The 17,624-nt window shown below is 66.6% G+C and carries 14 protein-coding genes, 1 tRNA gene and 1 pseudogene; 9 read left to right on the top strand and 7 right to left on the bottom strand.

Annotated elements, in window-relative coordinates; genetic code table 11:
- Window positions 1–144 precede the first annotated feature (144 nt).
- Window positions 145–232 (top strand) — tRNA-Ser (locus ACWEKS_RS34505).
- Between the two features lie 235 nt (window positions 233–467).
- Here the strand turns inward: ACWEKS_RS34505 and ACWEKS_RS34500 are convergent.
- The gene (locus ACWEKS_RS34500; protein WP_452343990.1) at window positions 468–1,034 is read right to left on the bottom strand and encodes a TetR/AcrR family transcriptional regulator; all 567 of its coding nucleotides are present in this window, start codon (window positions 1,032–1,034) and stop codon (window positions 468–470) included.
- Window positions 1,035–1,122: 88 nt separating this feature from the next.
- On the opposite strand from ACWEKS_RS34500, the gene ACWEKS_RS34495 reads away from it, so the two are divergent.
- Complete coding sequence (locus tag ACWEKS_RS34495) at window positions 1,123–2,226, top strand: FAD-dependent monooxygenase (RefSeq protein ID WP_452343989.1); 1,104 nt, start codon at window positions 1,123–1,125, stop codon at window positions 2,224–2,226.
- 75 nt (window positions 2,227–2,301) lie between these two features.
- Here the strand turns inward: ACWEKS_RS34495 and ACWEKS_RS34490 are convergent, their stop codons facing one another.
- Entirely contained in the window at window positions 2,302–4,629 is a 2,328-nt protein-coding gene (locus tag ACWEKS_RS34490) for an MMPL family transporter (RefSeq protein WP_452343988.1), read from the bottom strand.
- A 219-nt stretch (window positions 4,630–4,848) separates the two neighbouring features.
- On the opposite strand from ACWEKS_RS34490, the gene ACWEKS_RS34485 reads away from it, so the two are divergent.
- The 5 genes and pseudogenes from ACWEKS_RS34485 (at window position 4,849) to tgt (ending at window position 11,218) form a co-directional block, all read left to right on the top strand.
- Window positions 4,849–5,436 (top strand): TetR/AcrR family transcriptional regulator, encoded by a 588-nt coding sequence (locus ACWEKS_RS34485; RefSeq protein ID WP_452343987.1) that lies wholly within the window; start codon window positions 4,849–4,851, stop codon window positions 5,434–5,436.
- A 37-nt stretch (window positions 5,437–5,473) separates the two neighbouring features.
- A pseudogene (locus ACWEKS_RS34480) lies at window positions 5,474–5,935 on the top strand (RrF2 family transcriptional regulator); the annotation flags it as partial.
- Window positions 5,936–6,142: 207 nt separating this feature from the next.
- Window positions 6,143–7,876: an ABC transporter ATP-binding protein gene (locus ACWEKS_RS34475; RefSeq protein ID WP_452343986.1), complete on the top strand. Its 1,734-nt coding sequence runs from the start codon at window positions 6,143–6,145 to the stop codon at window positions 7,874–7,876.
- On the top strand, window positions 7,873–9,840 hold the full coding sequence (locus tag ACWEKS_RS34470) for an ABC transporter ATP-binding protein (protein WP_452343985.1): 1,968 nt from the start codon (window positions 7,873–7,875) through the stop codon (window positions 9,838–9,840). The genes ACWEKS_RS34475 and ACWEKS_RS34470 overlap by 4 nt, the downstream gene beginning before the upstream one ends.
- 127 nt (window positions 9,841–9,967) lie before the next feature.
- Complete coding sequence (gene tgt / locus ACWEKS_RS34465; protein ID WP_452343984.1) at window positions 9,968–11,218, top strand: tRNA guanosine(34) transglycosylase Tgt; 1,251 nt, start codon at window positions 9,968–9,970, stop codon at window positions 11,216–11,218.
- 55 nt (window positions 11,219–11,273) lie between these two features.
- On the opposite strand, the gene ACWEKS_RS34460 is transcribed toward tgt, so the two are convergent.
- Window positions 11,274–12,041: a queuosine precursor transporter gene (locus tag ACWEKS_RS34460; protein WP_452343993.1), complete on the bottom strand. Its 768-nt coding sequence runs from the start codon at window positions 12,039–12,041 to the stop codon at window positions 11,274–11,276.
- Window positions 12,042–12,113: 72 nt separating this feature from the next.
- On the opposite strand from ACWEKS_RS34460, the gene ACWEKS_RS34455 reads away from it, so the two are divergent.
- Window positions 12,114–12,659, top strand: coding sequence for a DUF4190 domain-containing protein (locus ACWEKS_RS34455; protein WP_452343983.1), 546 nt, complete (start codon window positions 12,114–12,116; stop codon window positions 12,657–12,659).
- Between the two features lie 102 nt (window positions 12,660–12,761).
- On the opposite strand, the gene ACWEKS_RS34450 is transcribed toward ACWEKS_RS34455, so the two are convergent.
- From ACWEKS_RS34450 to ACWEKS_RS34440, 3 genes are all read right to left on the bottom strand, one after another.
- Window positions 12,762–13,574 carry an RDD family protein gene (locus ACWEKS_RS34450; RefSeq protein ID WP_452343982.1) on the bottom strand — a complete coding sequence of 271 codons (813 nt, stop codon included), beginning with the start codon at window positions 13,572–13,574 and terminating at the stop codon, window positions 12,762–12,764.
- Between the two features lie 50 nt (window positions 13,575–13,624).
- A complete protein-coding gene (gene gluQRS, locus ACWEKS_RS34445; protein WP_452343992.1) occupies window positions 13,625–14,530 on the bottom strand; it encodes a tRNA glutamyl-Q(34) synthetase GluQRS in 906 nt (301 codons plus the stop codon).
- Window positions 14,531–14,703: 173 nt separating this feature from the next.
- On the bottom strand, window positions 14,704–15,201 hold the full coding sequence (locus ACWEKS_RS34440; RefSeq protein WP_452343981.1) for a DUF309 domain-containing protein: 498 nt from the start codon (window positions 15,199–15,201) through the stop codon (window positions 14,704–14,706).
- A 394-nt stretch (window positions 15,202–15,595) separates the two neighbouring features.
- Between ACWEKS_RS34440 and ACWEKS_RS34435 the strand changes: the two genes are divergently transcribed.
- The gene (locus tag ACWEKS_RS34435; RefSeq protein ID WP_452343980.1) at window positions 15,596–15,805 is read left to right on the top strand and encodes a DUF397 domain-containing protein; all 210 of its coding nucleotides are present in this window, start codon (window positions 15,596–15,598) and stop codon (window positions 15,803–15,805) included.
- A 199-nt stretch (window positions 15,806–16,004) separates the two neighbouring features.
- Here the strand turns inward: ACWEKS_RS34435 and qcrB are convergent, their stop codons facing one another.
- Complete coding sequence (gene qcrB, locus ACWEKS_RS34430; RefSeq protein WP_452343979.1) at window positions 16,005–17,624, bottom strand: cytochrome bc1 complex cytochrome b subunit; 1,620 nt, start codon at window positions 17,622–17,624, stop codon at window positions 16,005–16,007.

The raw sequence follows: 17,624 nt of genomic DNA, 5'->3' as shown, positions 1-17,624 counted from the left end.
CACCGACACCACAAAATTACAACAAACCTGCGGTGGGGGGGGCACCGCTGCGCGGTGCCACCCCATCACTCACTTCGAGACACAACCTAGCCCTCTCTCCAGGCGATTTCAGAATCCGGCGGGTGCTCAGGTAAAGTCACCAGCGGTGGCGTGTCCGAGCGGCCTAAGGAGCACGCCTCGAAAGCGTGTGAGGGGTAACCCCCCTCCGAGGGTTCAAATCCCTCCGCCACCGCTGAGGAGCCCCTCACCTGTTCCGACAGGTGAGGGGCTCTTTCCATGTCCTCCATGCGCGTTCCATGTCCTCCATGCGCGCGATCACCCGCTATTCGAACGACCAAACTCGGTTGGTGTCGGCCGCCCAGGATTCTTTGCAGCGCGGGGCTTTCCGCGTGAGTCGCTGCTGATCCCGATCGCTCGGGATCCGGCAGAAACGCCCGCACCTGGAAACCGGTTCGGGGCTTTCTCTTTCAGGGGCGAAGGCCGTCGAGGAGTAGGTCGAGGACGCGGTTGATCGCGGTGGGGTAGGGCTCGGTGGGGGCGGCGTAGATCTGCAGGGTCATCAGGCGGGCGATGTCTTCGGGGGTGACGTCGGGGCGGAGGGCGCCTTCGGTGTGGGCCCTCGCGGTCAGGTCCGCGATGCGGTCCGTGATGGTGGCGCGGACTTCGGTGAGGGCGGGGTCGGATTTGATGTCGGAGTGGAGGGTGGGTTCGACGGCGGCGGCCAGGGCGCCCAGGCGGAGTTCGGCGCATTCGCGGAGGATGCGGGTGAGGGCTTGCCAGGCGGTGGGGGATTCGCGGTCGGCGGTGGCGGCCAGGTCGGCGAGGGCCGAGAGGTAGGAGTGGGCGGCGGCGGTGATGAGGGCGCCGCGGTCGGGGAAACGGCGGTAGAGGGTGCCCACGCCCACACCGGCGGCGTCGGCGATGTCCTTCATGGAGACGCTGACGCCCTGTTCGCGGAAGACCTGTTGGGCCGCGGTCAGGATCTGGTCGCGATTGCTACGGGCATCGGCTCTGAGCTCGGCCGTTGTCCTCACCTCCGATAAAACTGGACGAAAATCTTCCGGTTAGCGTACCTTCTTGAAAGTGGACGAAAATCGTCCACTTGAATCGAGGGTGATGACGATGAGCAGGACAGTGCTGATCTCCGGGGCGGGCATTGCGGGATCGACCCTGGCGTACTGGCTGGGGCGCAACGGCTTCGACGTGACCGTGGTGGAGCGGGCGGGGGCGCAGCGGTCCAGCGGCAACCCGATCGACGTGAAAGGACCGGCTGTCGATGTGACCGAGGGTATGGGGGTGATGCCGCGGCTGCGGGCGGCCGCGTCGCGGGTGGAGCGAATGAGCTTCGTCGACGCGGCGGGGCGGGAGCGATCGAGGTTGCGGCTCAGCGCTTTTCAGGGTGGTGCGGGTGACCGCGAGATCGAGCTCGCCCGCGCAGATCTGGCCGCCATTCTCCTCGACGCGGCTCGCGACCATGCCGAAATCCGCTGGGCCGATTCGATTTCCGGGATCACGCAGGACACGGACGGCGTGGATGTCGTCTTCGAGAACGGCGCGGGTGGGCGTTATGACTACCTGATCGGGGCCGATGGCCTGCACTCGAATGTTCGTCGGCTCGTCTTCGGCGCGGAGGCCGAGTTCCTCCGCCATCTGGGCATGTACGTGGCGACCCTGCCGGTGGAGCGGGCCTTCGGCGACGAGCGCGAGGTCGTCATGTTCAATCGCCCGGGACAGGCCATCACCGTGCACCCTTCGAAGGGAAGGGCGGTGGCGGCCTTCATGTTCCGCCATGCCGCGATCCCGGGCCGCCGTGATCTCGACGGACACAAGCGGCTCATCGCCGACACCTTCTCCGGGCCGATCGGTATCTTCGGCGACCTGCTCGACCAGCTGAAGGCCGCCGACGACCTCTATTTCGACTCGGTGAGCCGAGTCCGGTTGCCGCGCTGGTCCGATGGCCGCGTTGCCCTGCTCGGCGAAGCCGGATCCTGCCTCTCCCTCTTCGGTGACGGCTCCACCCTCGCCATCGCGGGCGCCCACGCCCTCGCTGAGGAAATGACCCGTACTCCCGGTCGCCCGTACACCGCCTTCGCCGCCTACGAACAGCGTCACCGGAAACTGGTCGAGCCCAGGCAGCGCGGCATGCGCGCCGCGTCGGCCCTCATGGTGCCCGCCACCTCCGCGGGCATCGTGGTCCGCAACGCTGTCACCCGCTTCATGCGGTGAAACGAGCAGTGGCACAAAAGAACTCGGCCCCCACCCGGGTAATCGGGTGGGGGCCGAGTGGATTTCGTGCGGAGGTCAGCCGACCGTGACGGGCTGCTTGTCCTCGACGGGGGTGGCGGACTGCTTCAGCTCGGCGAGCTTGGCGCCTTCCACGTCGATGTCGGGGAGGATGCGGTCCAGCCACTTCGGGAGCCACCAGGCCCACTTGCCCAGCAGGGCGAGCAGGGACGGGATGAGGACCATGCGGACGATGAAGGCGTCGAAGAAGACACCCGCCGCCATGGCGAAGCCCATGGACTTGGCCACCACGTTGTCGTCGAGCATGAAGGCGCTGAACACCGAGATCATGATGATGGCGGCGGAGGTCACGACGCGGGCGCCGTGGTGGTAGCCGCTGATCATGGCGTCCTTGGCGGACTTGCCGTGCACGTACTCCTCACGCATGCGCGTGACCAGGAAGACCTGGTAGTCCATGGCGAGACCGAAGACCAGGCCGATCAGCATGATCGGCAGGAAGCTCACCAGCGGGTGCGCCTCCACCAGGCCGAAGTGGCCCTCCTGGAAGATCAGCACGGTCGCGCCGAAGGTGGCCGCCATGGAGAGCAGGAAGCCCAACGCGGCGGTCAGCGGCACCAGAATGGAGCGGAACACCAGGAGCAGCAGGATGAATGCCGCGCCGGCCACGATCGCCAGGTACGGAATGATCTTGTTCAGCAGCGCCTGCGAGACATCCGCGTAGATGGCCGTGGTACCGGTGATTCCGTACTCCATGCCGTACCGGTCATGGAACTCGGACTCGGCATTGCGGGCGTTCTCGACCAGGTCCTTGGTCTCCTGGTTGTTCGGCCCGGACTTGGGCACGCCCATGAACATGGCGGCCTGCTTGTCCTCGCTGGGCCGGGCCAGGGTCAGGTAGTCCATGCCCGGGTAGGAGGCCAGCTTGGAGCGCAGCGCGTCGAGGGCCTCGGTGCGCTGGTTCTCCGGCGTCTTGCTGAGGTCGACGGCCACCAGCAGGGTGCCGTTGGCGCCTTCGCCGAAGCCCGCGGTCTGCAGGTCGTACGCCTTGCGGACGGTGGTGTGCTTGGGCATGGAGTCGCCGCCGGGCAGACCCAGCTGCAGGTTCACCGCGGGCGCGGCCAGCAGGCCCAGCAGCACGATGGAAATGCCCAGCGTCAGCGCGGGCGCCTTGCCGATGAGGCGGGCGAAGCGCATGCCGTTGGTGACCGACTTCTCGTCCTCGGGATCGTGCTTGGCGACCAGCGGCAGCTTCGGCTTGAACAGGAAGCGGCCGAACGCGCCCATCAGCGCCGGCATCAGGGTGACGGCCACCAGCACCGCCATCGCGGCCGAGACCGCGCCGAAGATGCCCATGTAAGTGAGGAAGCTGACACCCACGAAGCTCAGGCCCGCCAGCGCGATGATGACGGTCAGGCCCGCGAAGATGACGGCCGAACCCGCGGTGCCGACCGCGGTGCCCGCGGCCTCCTCCGGCGAATTCGACACGGCCAGTTCGTGTTTGTAGCGCGAGACGATGAACATGGCGTAGTCGATGGACAGCGCCAGGCCGATCATGGAGGCCAGGATCGGGGTGAAGGTCGGCACGGTCAGGAAGTGGGTGCCGAACATGATGATGGAGATGGCGGTGCCGACACCGACGAGTGCGGTGAGGATCGGCACGAAGGCCGCCACGATCGCGCCGAACGCGATCACCATGACCACCAGCGCCACCGCGATGCCGATCAGCTCGGAGGAGCCGTTCGAGCCGCCCGGATCCTGCGCGATCGAACCGGTGAGCTCGACCTGCAGCCCGGCCGCGCGCGCCTCGTCGCCCACCTGGTAGGCGGCGTCGCGGTCGGCCTGCTTGATGTCGGAGAACTTCGCGATGGTGAACTTGGCCTGGACCGTCGCCACCGAATCCGGGTTGGTCTTGTTCAGCACGTTCAGGGGCGCGCTGGAGCAGATCGCGGAGAAGTTCGGGTTGGAACGGTCGCCGCCCAGGCAGTCGATGCCGGCTGGCTGACCGATCTTCTTGGTGGTGTCGATGGGATTCATCAGCGGCGACGACTTGTCCACGATGGGCAGGTCACCGAGCTTGGTCAGGAACTGCGAGAGCGCGGCCTGCGGCCCGGGATCGGTCAGCTTCTGACCCTCCGGCGCGGCGATCACGTAGGTGCCGCTGACGGCATTGGGGTCGAACTCCTTGGATGCCCCCGGGAAATGCGCGTCGAGGATTTCCGTGGCCCGCTCCGAAGGCAGGTTCGGCATGGTGAAGGAGTCCTGGAACGGCTTGGCGAGGGCCCCGCCGAGTCCGCCGATGACGAGTAGCGCGGCGATCCACGCCGTGATGACTATCCATTTCCGGCGGAAGGCGAACTTTCCCCACCGATAGAGGTATACGGACACGAGGGGTTCTCCTGGGCGATGGTTTGTGCGGGCGAAACAGGGTGCTGGTGCGAGCGCGTAGACAGCACTGCCGCCGGGAGCTCTGCGGGCTCCCCGCCTCCACGAAACTAAAATCTGCCTACCGTGCGGTAGGTAGACTACCGAGCGAATAAGCGGAGGAACAACCTCGACTCTAGGTGGCGTTGATCGCACACCGAGCGCGGGTGAGAGGATGAGAACATGGGTGGCCAGGTCGGTTCCGGAACAATTGTCGCAGCTAGAAGCACCAAGGACGCGATCCGGGACGCCGCTCTACAGCTGTTTTCGACCAAGGGGTTCGATCACAGCAGCCTGCGCGAGGTCGCCGATGCGGTGGGAATCACAAAAGCCTCGCTCTACTATCACTACGCCTCGAAGGTCGATCTTCTGGTAGCGATCATCGAGCCGATGTTCGACGAAGTGCGTGATCAGGTCGAGGGTCTCGATGACATTCCGCACACCCCGGAGAACGTGCGCGAGGTGATCCGCCGGCGTCTGCAGTCGACGCTGGCCAATCGTCAGGTCGGCGTGCTCTGCATGCGGGACACCGTCGCGATCGTGAATGCCCTCGGCAACCGCTATCCGGACATGATCGAACTGCATCACCGCATGTGCCGCTGGATGGCCGGGCCCGATGCCGACAATGACACCCTGCTGCGCGCCGCCGCGGCCATGCAGGTGCTCAGCACGGCGATGATGTCCCAGGAGATCGTGCCCGGCGCCGATGCCGATCACGTCGAGACGACATTGTTGAATGCCGCACTCGGCGTGCTGAATCCGGCGCGATAGGGTTCTCGCTCACCACCGATCTGTCTCAGGAGTTCTCGTGCACATCACCGCGAAGGTCGATTACGCGGTGCGCACCCTTGTGGAAATCGCGAAGGCGCAACCGGATTCGGTGAAGGCCGACGCCATCGTGGCCGCCCAGGACATTCCGCCCAAGGTGCTGGAATCGGTGGTGGCGGATCTGCGCAAAGGCGAACTGGTGGTCAGCCGCCGCGGTCCCGACGGCGGTTATCGCCTGGCCCGCCCGGCCGCCGAGATCAGCATCGCGGATGTGATTCGCGCGGTGGAGGGTCCGCTGGCCTCGGTGCGCGGGCAGCGGCCGGAGGATGTCAGCTACCCGGGTGCGGCCGAACCACTGCAGCGAGTGTGGATCGGGCTGCGGGTGAACATCCGCTCGGTACTGGAGCGGGTCACCGTCGCCGATATCGCCCACGATCTGCTGCCGTCCTTCCTGGACGAGCTGCTGCACGATCCGGATGCCTGGACCCGCCGTCCCCGCCCCGCGGGCGGACCGGTCGCGGCCGGATCGGCGTCCAATGGCGGATCGCCGAGCGCGCCCGCGGCGGGCGGGTGGCGAGATCTGGATCAGCCCGACATCTGAGCGAACCTGCCGAGAGCAGCCGATCCGCGCCGTGACCCGGGCCGTTGCCCGCCGGTGCCGCAAAACGTCGCGGCGGGCTCCGGAGGATGGCGGTAGCCTGCCACCATCATGTTGATCCGACTTCTACGCACCTTCCTCTGGCCCTACCGCAAGCAGTTGGCGGGGGTCGTCGTGCTCCAGCTGATCTCGGTCATCGCCATGCTGTACCTGCCCACGCTGAACGCCGACATCATCGACAAGGGCGTCACCAAGGGTGATATCGGCTACATCTGGTCCACCGGCGGGTGGATGCTGCTGGTGACGGGCATCCAGATCGCCGCTCAGGCCGTCTCGGTGTACCTGGGCGCGCAAGCGGCCATGGGCGCGGGCCGCGATATGCGCGCGGCGCTGCTGCACCGGGTCGGCACCTTCTCCGCGCGGGAGGTCGGCGTGTTCGGCGCGCCGTCGCTGATCACCCGCAATACCAATGACGTCGGCCAGGTGCAGCTGCTCGTGCTGATGAGCGCCACCATCCTGGTGATGGCGCCGATCATGTGCATCGGCGGCATCTTCATGGCGCTGCGCGAGAGCTTGCAGCTGTCGTGGCTGCTGCTGATCGCGGTGCCGGCGCTGGGCCTGTCGATGGCCTTCATCATCAGCCGCATGGTGCCCGGCTTCCGGCGCATGCAGGAGCGCATCGACGCGGTGAACCGGGTACTGCGCGAACAGATCACGGGCATTCGCGTGGTGCGGGCCTTCGTGCGGGAGCGGCAGGAGACCTGGCGCTTCGGGGTCGCCAATACCGAGCTGACCGAGCAGTCGCTCTATGTCGGCAAGTACATGGCCCTCATGTTCCCGGCCGTCATGCTCATCTCGAACGTCACCACGGTCGGCGTCATCTGGTTCGGCGGCCACGCGATCGACAACGGGGAGATGCAGATCGGCTCGCTCACCGCGATGCTGGCCTACATCATGCAGATCCTGATGGCGGTCATGATGGCGTCCTTCCTGGCCATGATGGCCCCGCGCGCCGCCGTCTCGGCCGAGCGCATCGGCGGGGTGCTGGACACCGAGTCCTCGGTGTCGGAACCGCGGCTGCCGCAGCCGTTCAAGGGTGATCCGGGCACGGTGGACCTGGCCTTCGCGGAGTTCAAGTTCCCGGGCGCCGAGAAGCCGGTGCTGCGGGCCATCCGCTTCGAGACCCGGCCGGGCACCACCACCGCCATCGTGGGTGCGACCGGTGCCGGAAAGACCACGCTGATCAACCTGATTCCGCGGCTGATCGATGTCACCGACGGCGCGGTCTACGTGGGCGGCACCGACGTCCGGCACCTGCCCCTGGAGACATTGCGCTCCGAGATCGGCCTGGTGCCGCAGAAGGCGTACCTGTTCTCCGGCACCGTGGCCTCCAATCTGCGCTACGGCAAGCCGGACGCCACCGATGCGGAGCTCTGGCACGCGCTCGAGATCGCGCAGGCCGCCGATTTCGTGCGCGAGATGCCGCAGGGCCTGGAAACGCCGGTGGCACAGGGCGGTACGACCGTCTCCGGTGGTCAGCGCCAGCGGCTGGCCATTGCCCGCGCGCTGGTGCGCAAGCCGCGCATCTACCTGTTCGACGACTGCTTCTCCGCCCTCGACGTCGCCACCGACATGCGGGTGCGCGAGGCGCTGCGGCCGGAGACCTCGGACGCGTCGGTCGTCATTGTGGCGCAACGGATCTCGACGATCCGCGACGCCGATCAGATCGTGGTGCTGGAGGACGGCGCGATGGCCGGCATCGGCACCCACGAGCAATTGCTGCGCGACTGTCCCGAGTACCGCGAGATCGTGGAGTCGCAGTTCAGCGCGGAGGAGGTGCGATGAGGCCCGGAGCCGTCAATCCCGGTGCGCCGGATGCCAAGGCGAAGTCCTTCGGCCCGTCGCTGAAGCGCCTGCTGCGCATGCTCGCGCCCGACCGGTTCTATCTGGTCGTGGTCTTCGCGCTGGCCGTGGGTTCGGTGGTGCTCAACACCCTGGGCCCGCAGATTCTCGGCAAGGCCACCAACCTCATCTTCGACGGTGTGGTCGGCAAGCAGCTGCCCCCCGGGCAGAGCAAGGACCAGCTGGTCGAGGGGCTGCGCGCGAACGGCAACAACACCTTCGCGGACATGCTGGCCAGCATGAACGTGATTCCCGGTACGGGAATCGATTTCACCGCGGTCGGCCATGTGCTGGCCTGGGTGCTGGCGCTCTATATCGGCGCCTCGGTGTTCGGCTGGCTCGAAGCCCAACTGCTGATCATCGTGATCAACCGGACCGTGAAGCGGTTGCGCGCGCAGATCGAGGAGAAGATCCACCGGCTGCCGCTGCGGTACTTCGACTCGATGCCGCGCGGCGATGTGCTCTCCCGCGTCACCAATGACGTCGACAATGTGGCGCAGACGCTGCAGCAGACCATGTCCCAGCTGATCATCAATGTGCTGTCGGTGATCGGCATCCTGATCATGATGTTCTGGATCTCGTGGCTGCTGGCCCTGATCGCGCTGCTGACGGTGCCGCTGGCGGTCATCGTGACCGCGCAGATCGCCAAGCGCTCCAAGCCGCATTTCGTGGACCAGTGGAAGCTCACCGGCGAGGTCAATGCTCAGGTCGAGGAGGCGTTCACCGGGCACGAGGTGGTCAGTGCCTTCGGCCGGGTGCGCGAGGTCGGCGAGAAGTTCGACGAGACCAACGGCAAGCTCTACCAGTCCTCGTTCAAGTCGCAGTTCATCTCCGGTCTGATCATGCCCGCCATCATGTTCCTCGGGAATCTGAACTACGTGCTGATCGCCGTGGTCGGTGGTCTGCGGGTGGCGTCGGGCAATCTGTCGCTGGGTGAGGTGCAGGCGTTCATCCAGTACTCGCGCGGGTTCACCCAGCCGCTCACCCAGATCGGCTCGATGATGAACCTGCTGCAGTCGGGTGTGGCCTCGGCGGAGCGGATCTTCGAGATCCTCGACGCCGAGGAGCAGTCGGCGGATCCGGATCCGGAGGATTCACGGCCGGTGGATCGTGGCCGGGTGGCGTTCGAGGACGTGTCCTTCCGCTACGAGCCGGAGACGCCGATCATCGAGGATCTCTCGCTGGTGGCCGAGCCCGGTCACGTGGTGGCCATCGTCGGCCCGACCGGCGCGGGCAAGACCACGCTGGTCAATCTGCTCATGCGGTTCTACGAGGTGGATTCCGGCGCCATCACCATCGACGGCGTCGACATCACCCGCATCACCCGCGACCACCTGCGGTCGCGCATGGGCATGGTGCTGCAGGACACCTGGCTGTTCGGCGGCACCATCCGGGAGAACATCGCCTACGGCAATCCCGCTGCCACCGAGGAGGAGCTCCTCGAAGCCGCCCGGGCCGCCTACGTGGATCGGTTCGTGCACGCGCTGCCGCACGGGTACGACACCGTCATCGACGAGGAGGGCTCCGGCGTCAGCGCCGGTGAGAAGCAGCTCATCACCATTGCCCGCGCCTTCCTGGCCAAGCCGTCCATCCTGATCCTGGACGAGGCCACCAGCTCGGTCGACACCCGCACCGAGCTGCTGGTGCAGCACGCCATGGCGGCGCTGCGTCGGGATCGCACGAGTTTCGTGATCGCGCACCGGCTTTCGACGATCCGCGATGCCGACACCATCGTGGTGATGGAGAAGGGCAAGATCGTCGAGCAGGGGACGCACGGGACGCTGCTGCGGTCCCGGGGCGCGTACTACCGGCTCTACGACGCGCAGTTCGCCGCCGCCCTCACCGATGGCGAGGGCAACAATGTGGACGATCCGGAACCGGACGCGGTCGGAGCGGCCGCGAACTGAGCCCTCGGCAAGCCGCATCGGCTGCCGCCCGCACCGGGCGGGCTCTGCCCTGATCGACCCGAACCGGCCCGGCCCGCACCCTCCGGTGCGGGCCGGGCCACTTTTCGCGAAGTGAGAAGATGGCTCGGTGTCTGCTGCTTCGGAGTTCTCGTTCAAGGTCGGTGCGCGCCTGGAAGGGCGGCACGGCCGAACCGGCGTGATCAGCACTCCGCACGGTGACATCGCAACCCCCGCCTTCATCCCGGTCGGCACCAAGGCCACGGTCAAGGCGGTGCTGCCCGAGACCATGAAGGAACTCGGCTCGCAGGCCCTGCTCGCCAACGCCTACCACCTCTACCTCCAGCCCGGCGCGGACATCGTGGACGAGGCCGGCGGTGTGGCCGAGTTCATGAACTGGCACGGCCCGACCTTCACCGACTCCGGCGGCTTCCAGGTCATGTCGCTGGGCGTCGGCTTCAAGAAGGTGCTGGCCATGGAGTCGGTCGGCGTGCAGAACGACGATGTGATCGCCAAGGGCAAGGAGCGGCTGGCACACGTCGACGACGACGGCGTCACCTTCCGCTCGCACCTGGACGGCTCCAGGCACCGCTTCACGCCCGAGGTGTCCATGGGCATCCAGCATCAGCTGGGCGCGGACGTCATGATGGCCTTCGACGAGCTCACCACGCTCATGAACACCCGTGGCTACCAGGAGGAATCGCTGGAGCGTACGCGGCTGTGGGCCCAGCGCTGCCTCGACGAGCACGAGCGGCTCACCGCGGCCCGCTCGCACCGGCCGTACCAGGCGCTGTTCGGCGTCATCCAGGGCGCGCAGTACGAGGACCTGCGCCGCAAGGCATGTCGAGATCTGGAGGACCTGCGCGGCGCGGCCGGAACGGGATTCGACGGCTACGGCATCGGCGGCGCGCTGGAGAAGCACAATCTGGGCACCATTGTCGGCTGGTGCTGTGACGAGCTGCCCGAGGGCAAGCCGCGGCACCTGCTCGGCATCAGCGAGCCGGAGGACATCTTCACCGCGGTGGAGAACGGCGCGGACACCTTCGACTGCGTGAATCCCTCCCGCGTGGCCCGCAATGCGGCGCTGTACACCGACGAGGGCCGCTTCAATATCAATACGGCCCGGTTCAAGCGGGACTTCACGCCCGTCGACGAGACCTGCGACTGCTACACCTGCGCCAACTACACCCGCGCCTACATTCATCACCTATTCAAGGCGAAGGAGATGCTCGCGTCGACGCTGTGCACCATCCACAACGAGCGCTTCACGGTACGGCTGGTGGATCGGGTGCGAGAGAGCATCGACGGCGGCTACTTCGACGATTACAAGACCGAGTTCCTCGGTCGCTGGCGCGGTCGGATCAAAGCCCCTGGGCTGTAAGGGAATTCGATACGACCGCGCCGCGTGTTCCGGACGGTGGCCCTTGGGCTCACGCTCACTCGTAGATGGCGGACCGTTCGCGCGGCCGGTACGAGGGCTCGCGCTTCTTCAGGAAGGCGATGCAGCGGTAGCTGATCGGCAGCACCATCATCTCGACGAGGGTCTTCCAGATGAAGCCCACCAGGGTGTAGTTGATGTAGTCGCCCCAGGTGTGGATGCCGATGGCGGTGGCGGCGATGGAGCAGAACACGAAGGTGTCGCCGAATTCGCCCGCCACGGTGGAGCCCAGCAGCCGCGCCCACAGGTGCTTCTCCTTGGTGCGCTCCTTGATGAGCACCAGGGTGACGGAGTTGAGGAACTGACCCACGAAGTAGCCCGCGATGCCGGCGAACGCCAGCTGCGGGGTGTGGCCGAGCACGTCCCCGAACGCCGAACCGTTCTGATCCAGGTCTCCGGTGGGCAGCTTGATGACGATCTGGAAGCAGACGATCATCAGCAGCAGCGCGCCGAACCCGTAGTAGACGATGCGGCGGGTCGCGCGGAACCCGTAGACCTCGCTGAGGACGTCGCCGATGACGTAGGCGAGCGGGAAGAGGAAGAATGCGCCGTCCATGGTGAGCGGCAGCACGGTGATGGGGCCGAAGGACACATGGTGTCCGGTGAAGAATTGGACGCCTTTGGCGACACAGACGTTCGAGATCAGCAGGACAGCGGTGAAGGCCACCGCCACCGGCGTGAAATATCCCCCCGCCGCGTCCGCGAATGCCGCGTGCTCGGGCGTGGGGTGTCCAGATCGGTCGGTGCCGATGTCGCTCTTTTCGATTTCACTCACGCCGAAAAGTATCCCTGCCTCGACCGATGGGTACGGACCGATGGGTTGCCCTAGGCTGAGCGAATGACGAATCCCGGCGATTCCGACGAGTGGTGGAAGCAGTACGGCGGTGAGGGCGTGACGCCCGAGACCCCGCCCGAAACGCCACAGCAGCCGGCCCCGCCCCCGGCCGGCTACACCTCCGCTCCGCAGTACCAGAATCCGCCGCTGACCCCGCCGCCGCAGCCGGTCTATCCGAATTATCCACCGCCGCAGGCGAATCCGACGCCGTCCTATCCGGCCGCCGGGCAGCAACCCCCGGCCTACGGGTATCCGGGTTATCAGCCCTACGGCTACGGTCCGCCGGTGCAGCAGACCAATTCGCTGGCCATCGCGTCGCTGGTGGTGTCGATCATCGGCGTGCCGGCCATGTTCTTCTGCGCCTTCCTGCCTGTCGTCTCGATCGTCGGCCTGGTGCTCGGCATCGTGGCGCTGAACCAGCTCAAGAACACGCAGCAGCAGGGCCGCGGGCTGGCGCTGGGTGGCGTCTGGGTGGGCGCCATCAGCATCGTGATCGGCCTCGCGCTGTTCCTGATCCTGATCATCGCGGGATCGACCGGATCGTCCTGACGAAAGGCTTTGCGCAGCAATGAAAACGGGCTTTGCGCAGCAATGAAAATGGGGACGCATCCGTCGGGATGCGTCCCCATTTCGCGCTCAGCGGAGCCGGGCTCAGCCCTTCAGCACCTGGGTGCCGCCGGCGAACTTGTCGTGCCAGCCCTGCTTGTTCGGGTCCTGCTCGATGGTGATGGCGATGTAGATCGCCATGCCGAGACCGATCAGCCAGCCCAGGCACGGGATCAGCTGGACGACCACGTACAGGTTGCGCTTGGCCGAGGTGGCCGGGTCGATCGGGCCGCCGCCGGGGCCGACCACCCGCAGGCCCAGCAGCTTCTTGCCGAGCGTCTGGCCGCCCTGCTGGGTCTCCATCAGGATGAAGTAGCCGAACAGGATGATCGGCAGCAGCACGTCCCAGGCCCAGGCGATGCTGTTGGGCAGCAGCGCCGCGATGATGCCGCCCGGGATACCGATGATCAGGCCGTCGATGATGCGGGCGGCGAACCGGATCCACAGGTCACCCGGCTGCCCGCCACCGAAACCGCCGGCGCCGAAACCGGGCTGGCCGCCGCCCGGGTAGGGCTGGTACGGCTGCTGGCCATAGGGCTGCTGCTGGCCATAGGCGTCGGACTGACCGAACGACTGCGGCTGCTGCCCGTACGGGTCGGGCTGCTGTCCGTAGGGCTGCTGGCCGTACGGCTGCTGCGGCTGCTGGCCGTAGGGGTCGGACTGCTGTCCGTAGGGCTGCTGCGGCTGCTGGCCGTAGGGGTCGGACTGCTGTCCGTAGGGCTGCTGCGGCTGCTGGCCGTAGGGATCGGACTGCTGTCCGTACGGCTGCTGACCGTACGGCTGCTGGGGCTGATGCGGCTGCCCGTACGGCTGGCCACCCTGCGGATACTGGTTGGGGTCGTACCCACCGCTCGTCATTGTTTCGCCGTCCTCGTCGAATTCGTTCGGGATCTGGTCGAGTGCGTACGTTACGGATACGAACTGGGTTGCAACAACCCGTCGGGGTCGAGTGTCCACGGTTCGCGCGGCAGGTTTTCCGGATCGAATTGCGCCAGCAAGGCGGACGGCGTAGTTGCGCCCGAGTAGCCCAATGACGCCGCGAGCAATCCCAGCACGTGTTGCGGGGATTCGCCGAGGGCCATCCGGTCGCGCAGGGTGACGGCGCCGTCGCGTTTCGCGAGCCGTTGCCCGGAAGTGTTGAGTACCAAGGGGACATGGGCGTATTCGGGCACGGGCAGCCCGAGCAGGGTCGCCAGATACGCCTGCCGTGGCGTGGAGGGCAGCAGGTCGTCACCGCGCACCACCTGGTCGATGCCCTGTTCGGCGTCGTCGACCACGACCGCGAGGTTGTAGGCGGGGGTGCCGTCACCGCGCCGCAGCACCAGATCGTCCACCGCGCCGCGGTATTCGCCGAGCAGGCGATCGGTGACGGTGAATTCGCCGACCTCGGCGCGCAGCCGCAGCGCGGCGGGCCGGCCCGCGTCGCGCCGGCGCTGTTTCTCGTGCTCGGTGAGGTCGCGGCAGGTCCCCGGGTAGGCGCCCATCGGGCCGTGCGGTGCGGTCACCGCCTGCTGGATCTCCTTGCGGGTGCAGAAGCATTCATAGGTATGGCCCGCGGTGGTCAGGCGCTCGATGGCGGCGGGGTAGAGCGGCAGCCGCTGTGACTGCCACACCACCGGCGAATCCCAGTCCAGCCCGATGGCCGCCAGATCCTCCAGCTGCCGCTGGGCCGCACCCTTCTTCACCCGATCCAGGTCTTCCACCCGCATGCGGAATCCGCGGCCTGTGGAGCGGGCGAACAGCCAGGCCAGCAGTCCGGTGCGGAGGTTGCCCAGGTGCAGGTCACCGGACGGGCTGGGCGCGAAGCGGCCCACGCCGCGCGTGGTCGGACCGTGGCCGGGGTGGGGAGCCCGGCGGCCGGTTGTTGCGGTGGCGGGGTCGGTGGGCACGGTTGTCGATGGTAGTTCGCATGCTTCGCAGCGCCGCTGGTCCTTCGCCTTCTTGCGGGCGCACACGCCGGGTGCGGTGCGACAGCGGGCTTGCGAATTCAGTGCGGGATTGTGAGCCGGGGCCGAAGATCGTTGTCGGAGATGGGTTTTCCCTGGTCGAGCGCGGTGAGCAGGGCGTGCGCGCGGGCCTCCAGGCCGGGTGTGTCGATGTCGTAGGGCGCGGGTCCGTATGCGGCGAGCCGTTGTGCCGCGCGCTCGAGCAGGGTGCGCGCGCCCTTCGGATTCCCGCGCTGAATGTGGGTCAGTCCAACGGCAAATTGCGCGAGGCCCTGCCACAGCGATTTCTCGGCGAACGGACCGCTCTTCCAGGCGGCCTCGAGGACCTCATGGGCGTTGAAGGCCAGGCCGTCGTCGAGCAGCCGCTGGGCGTAGTCGAGGGTTTCGAGGGGCGGCAGGTCGAGATCATCGGGTATGCGGGGGATGCCGGCGCTGCCGAAGGGGAGGGGTCGCCCAAAACGGTCACGAGGTCGGGCATTCCGGGCGCGTCCGTTCTCGTCGCGGTCCCGTCCGGTGTCGTCGTGGGTCGGCTGGGGCATGCCCTCCATGATTCCCCATGGCCGGTGCCGGCGGCCCGCGCGGAGTTCGCCTGCGGGTGCGCGAATGGCTGGGTAACGGAATTCGGACTTCTGAAATCGAATAGCCTCAAATTAAAGCTAATTCTGTGCAAATAATTAGCTGGCTAACCTTGCCACAAATTTGCTGGTTGAAAACGAAAGAATGCGATCTCCCTATGACGAACCCTGCTAGGGTTTAGCGCGGGAACGGCCATCGGGGGTGCATTCCCATCGCGAAGTGCAGAGAACGGGTTGTACGGAGCGTTTGCGTGCGACCCGAAGCACACCTGGGATTCGTGATTAAGGATGGATCCCGAGGTCGCCAAGATCGATGCCAGCAAGATTCCAAGCTTGACGCAGAAAAGGAGCTAGTACCGTGAAGGTGGATTTCACCGGCGCCGTGTGGCGCAAGAGCAAACACAGCGGGCCCAACGGCAACTGCGTGGAGGTCGCTTTCCTCGGAGACGGCAATGTCGCGCTCCGCGACAGCAAGGACCACGGTGCCGGGCCGATCCTGGCCTTCACCCCCGGCGAATGGGATGCCTTCGTGGCGGGCGTCTCCGATGGCGAGTTCAAGCGGGCCTGACCGCTGCGCCACCGGGAACAATTGAAGCCCCCGAGTCCCGGAGACTCGGGGGCTTCGCTCTGTGTCAATTTGCCCTCCGCTTCGCTCCGGGCGGGTTCGCGGCCCCGAGGTCTCGATTCTTCCCTCCTCCGCTCCTCCGCTTCGCTCCCCCACTACGTCAGTCCAGAATCGAGACGGCCGCGAACCTGTAGGTGCGGTTTCAGTGGGCGCGGTCTTGGACCTTGCGCAGCACCGTCAGTTGCGCGTGCTCGGCCGCATGATCGTTGGCGGCGTTGAGTTCGCGCTCCTCGGGCGGATCGGACCAGAAGAACGCGCCGGTGCCGGGGCGGCCGGCGATCCCGAGTTCGTTCATCTTCCGGGGTACCCGGGCGCCCTGATACGCCAGGGGAATCGGATGGCCCTGCTCGTCCACCGGCCCGAGCGGCTGGTGCACCTCGATGTACTCGCCGTGCGGAAGTCGCCGCACCACACCGGTTTCGATGCCGTGCTCGAGCACGCTGCGGTCGGCGCGTTGCAGACCCACGCACAGCCGATAGGCGATGGTGTAGGCCAGCGGCGGGACGGTCAGCAGCGCGATGCGGAAGGCCCAGGTGGTGGCATTGAGCGAGATGTCGAACTTGAAGGCGATGATGTCGTTGACGCAGGCCAGGGTGAGGATCAGGTAGGAGCTCAGCGACATGGCCCCGATGGCGGTTCGCACCGGCACGTCGCGCGGCCGCTGCAGCAGGTTGTGCCGGGCCCGATCGCCGCTGAGCCGCTTCTCGATCCACGGGTAGGTGATGATCAGCGTGAAGATGAGCGGCATGAACAGCGCCACCGAGAACGCGCCCGGGACGGTGTGCCCGAAGGGATAGGCCTCCCAGGCCGGGAACAGGCGCAGGAAGCCGTCGGTCCACATCATGTAGAAGTCGGGCTGGGTGCCGGCGGAGACCTGAGAGGGGTTGTAGGGCCCCAGGTTCCAGATCGGATTGATCTGCAGCAGCCCGCCCATGAGCGCCAGCACGCCGAGGGTGAAGGCGAAGTACGCGCCCTGGTCCAGCGAGAAGACCGGCACGATGCGGGTGCCGATGACGTTCTTCTCGGTGCGGCCCGGGCCCGGGTACTGGGTGTGCTTCTGGTACCAGACCAGCGCGATGTGAACTCCGATGAGCGCCAGCATGATTCCGGGCAGCAGCAGCACGTGCGCGATGTAGAGGCGCGGGATGATGATGCTGCCGGGGAAGTCCCCGCCGAACATGAGCCAGTGCAGCCAGGTGCCGATCACCGGACTGCCCAGGGTGATTCCGGCGAAGGCGGCGCGCAGGCCGGTGCCGGAGAGCAGGTCGTCGGGCAGCGAGTAGCCGAAGAAGCCCTCGAACATGGCCATGATGAACAGCAGTGCGCCGATCACCCAGTTGGCCTCGCGGGGCTTGCGGAACGCGCCGGTGAAGAAGACCCGGCACATGTGGATGATCATGGCCGCGGTGAACAGCAGTGCGGCCCAGTGGTGCACCTGCCGGACGAAGAGTCCGCCGCGGACGTCGAAGGAGATGTTCAGCGCGCTCTCGTAGGCGCGCGACATGGTGACCCCGCGCAGCGGCTGATAGGCGCCGTTGTAGGTGACGTCCTGCATGGACGGGTCGAAATACAAGGTCAAATAGACGCCGGACAGCAGCAGAATGATGAAGCTGTACAGCGCTATTTCACCGAGCAGGAACGACCAGTGTGTCGGAAATACCTTGTTGATCGATCTTTTGAGGAATGCGGCGCCTTTGTAGCGCTCGTCCATGCCATCGGCTTGTTGCGCAAGTCGACCGGCGAGCCTGCTGGTGGTTGCCAT

The sequence above is a fragment of the Nocardia sp. NPDC004711 genome, from assembly GCF_053601595.1.
The sequence above is the reverse complement of the archived record's forward strand: the minus strand, read 5'-3'. Positions and strand labels throughout refer to the sequence as shown.

Coding starts and splice junctions, on each gene's coding strand:
- ACWEKS_RS34495 (WP_452343989.1), top strand. CDS start 1,123: ATGAGCAGGACAGTGCTGATCTCCGGGGCGGGCATTGCGGGATCGACC.
- ACWEKS_RS34485 (WP_452343987.1), top strand. CDS start 4,849: ATGGGTGGCCAGGTCGGTTCCGGAACAATTGTCGCAGCTAGAAGCACC.
- ACWEKS_RS34475 (WP_452343986.1), top strand. CDS start 6,143: ATGTTGATCCGACTTCTACGCACCTTCCTCTGGCCCTACCGCAAGCAG.
- ACWEKS_RS34470 (WP_452343985.1), top strand. CDS start 7,873: ATGAGGCCCGGAGCCGTCAATCCCGGTGCGCCGGATGCCAAGGCGAAG.
- ACWEKS_RS34455 (WP_452343983.1), top strand. CDS start 12,114: ATGACGAATCCCGGCGATTCCGACGAGTGGTGGAAGCAGTACGGCGGT.
- ACWEKS_RS34450 (WP_452343982.1), bottom strand. CDS start 13,574: ATGACGAGCGGTGGGTACGACCCCAACCAGTATCCGCAGGGTGGCCAG.
- ACWEKS_RS34440 (WP_452343981.1), bottom strand. CDS start 15,201: ATGCCCCAGCCGACCCACGACGACACCGGACGGGACCGCGACGAGAAC.
- qcrB (WP_452343979.1), bottom strand. CDS start 17,624: ATGGCAACCACCAGCAGGCTCGCCGGTCGACTTGCGCAACAAGCCGAT.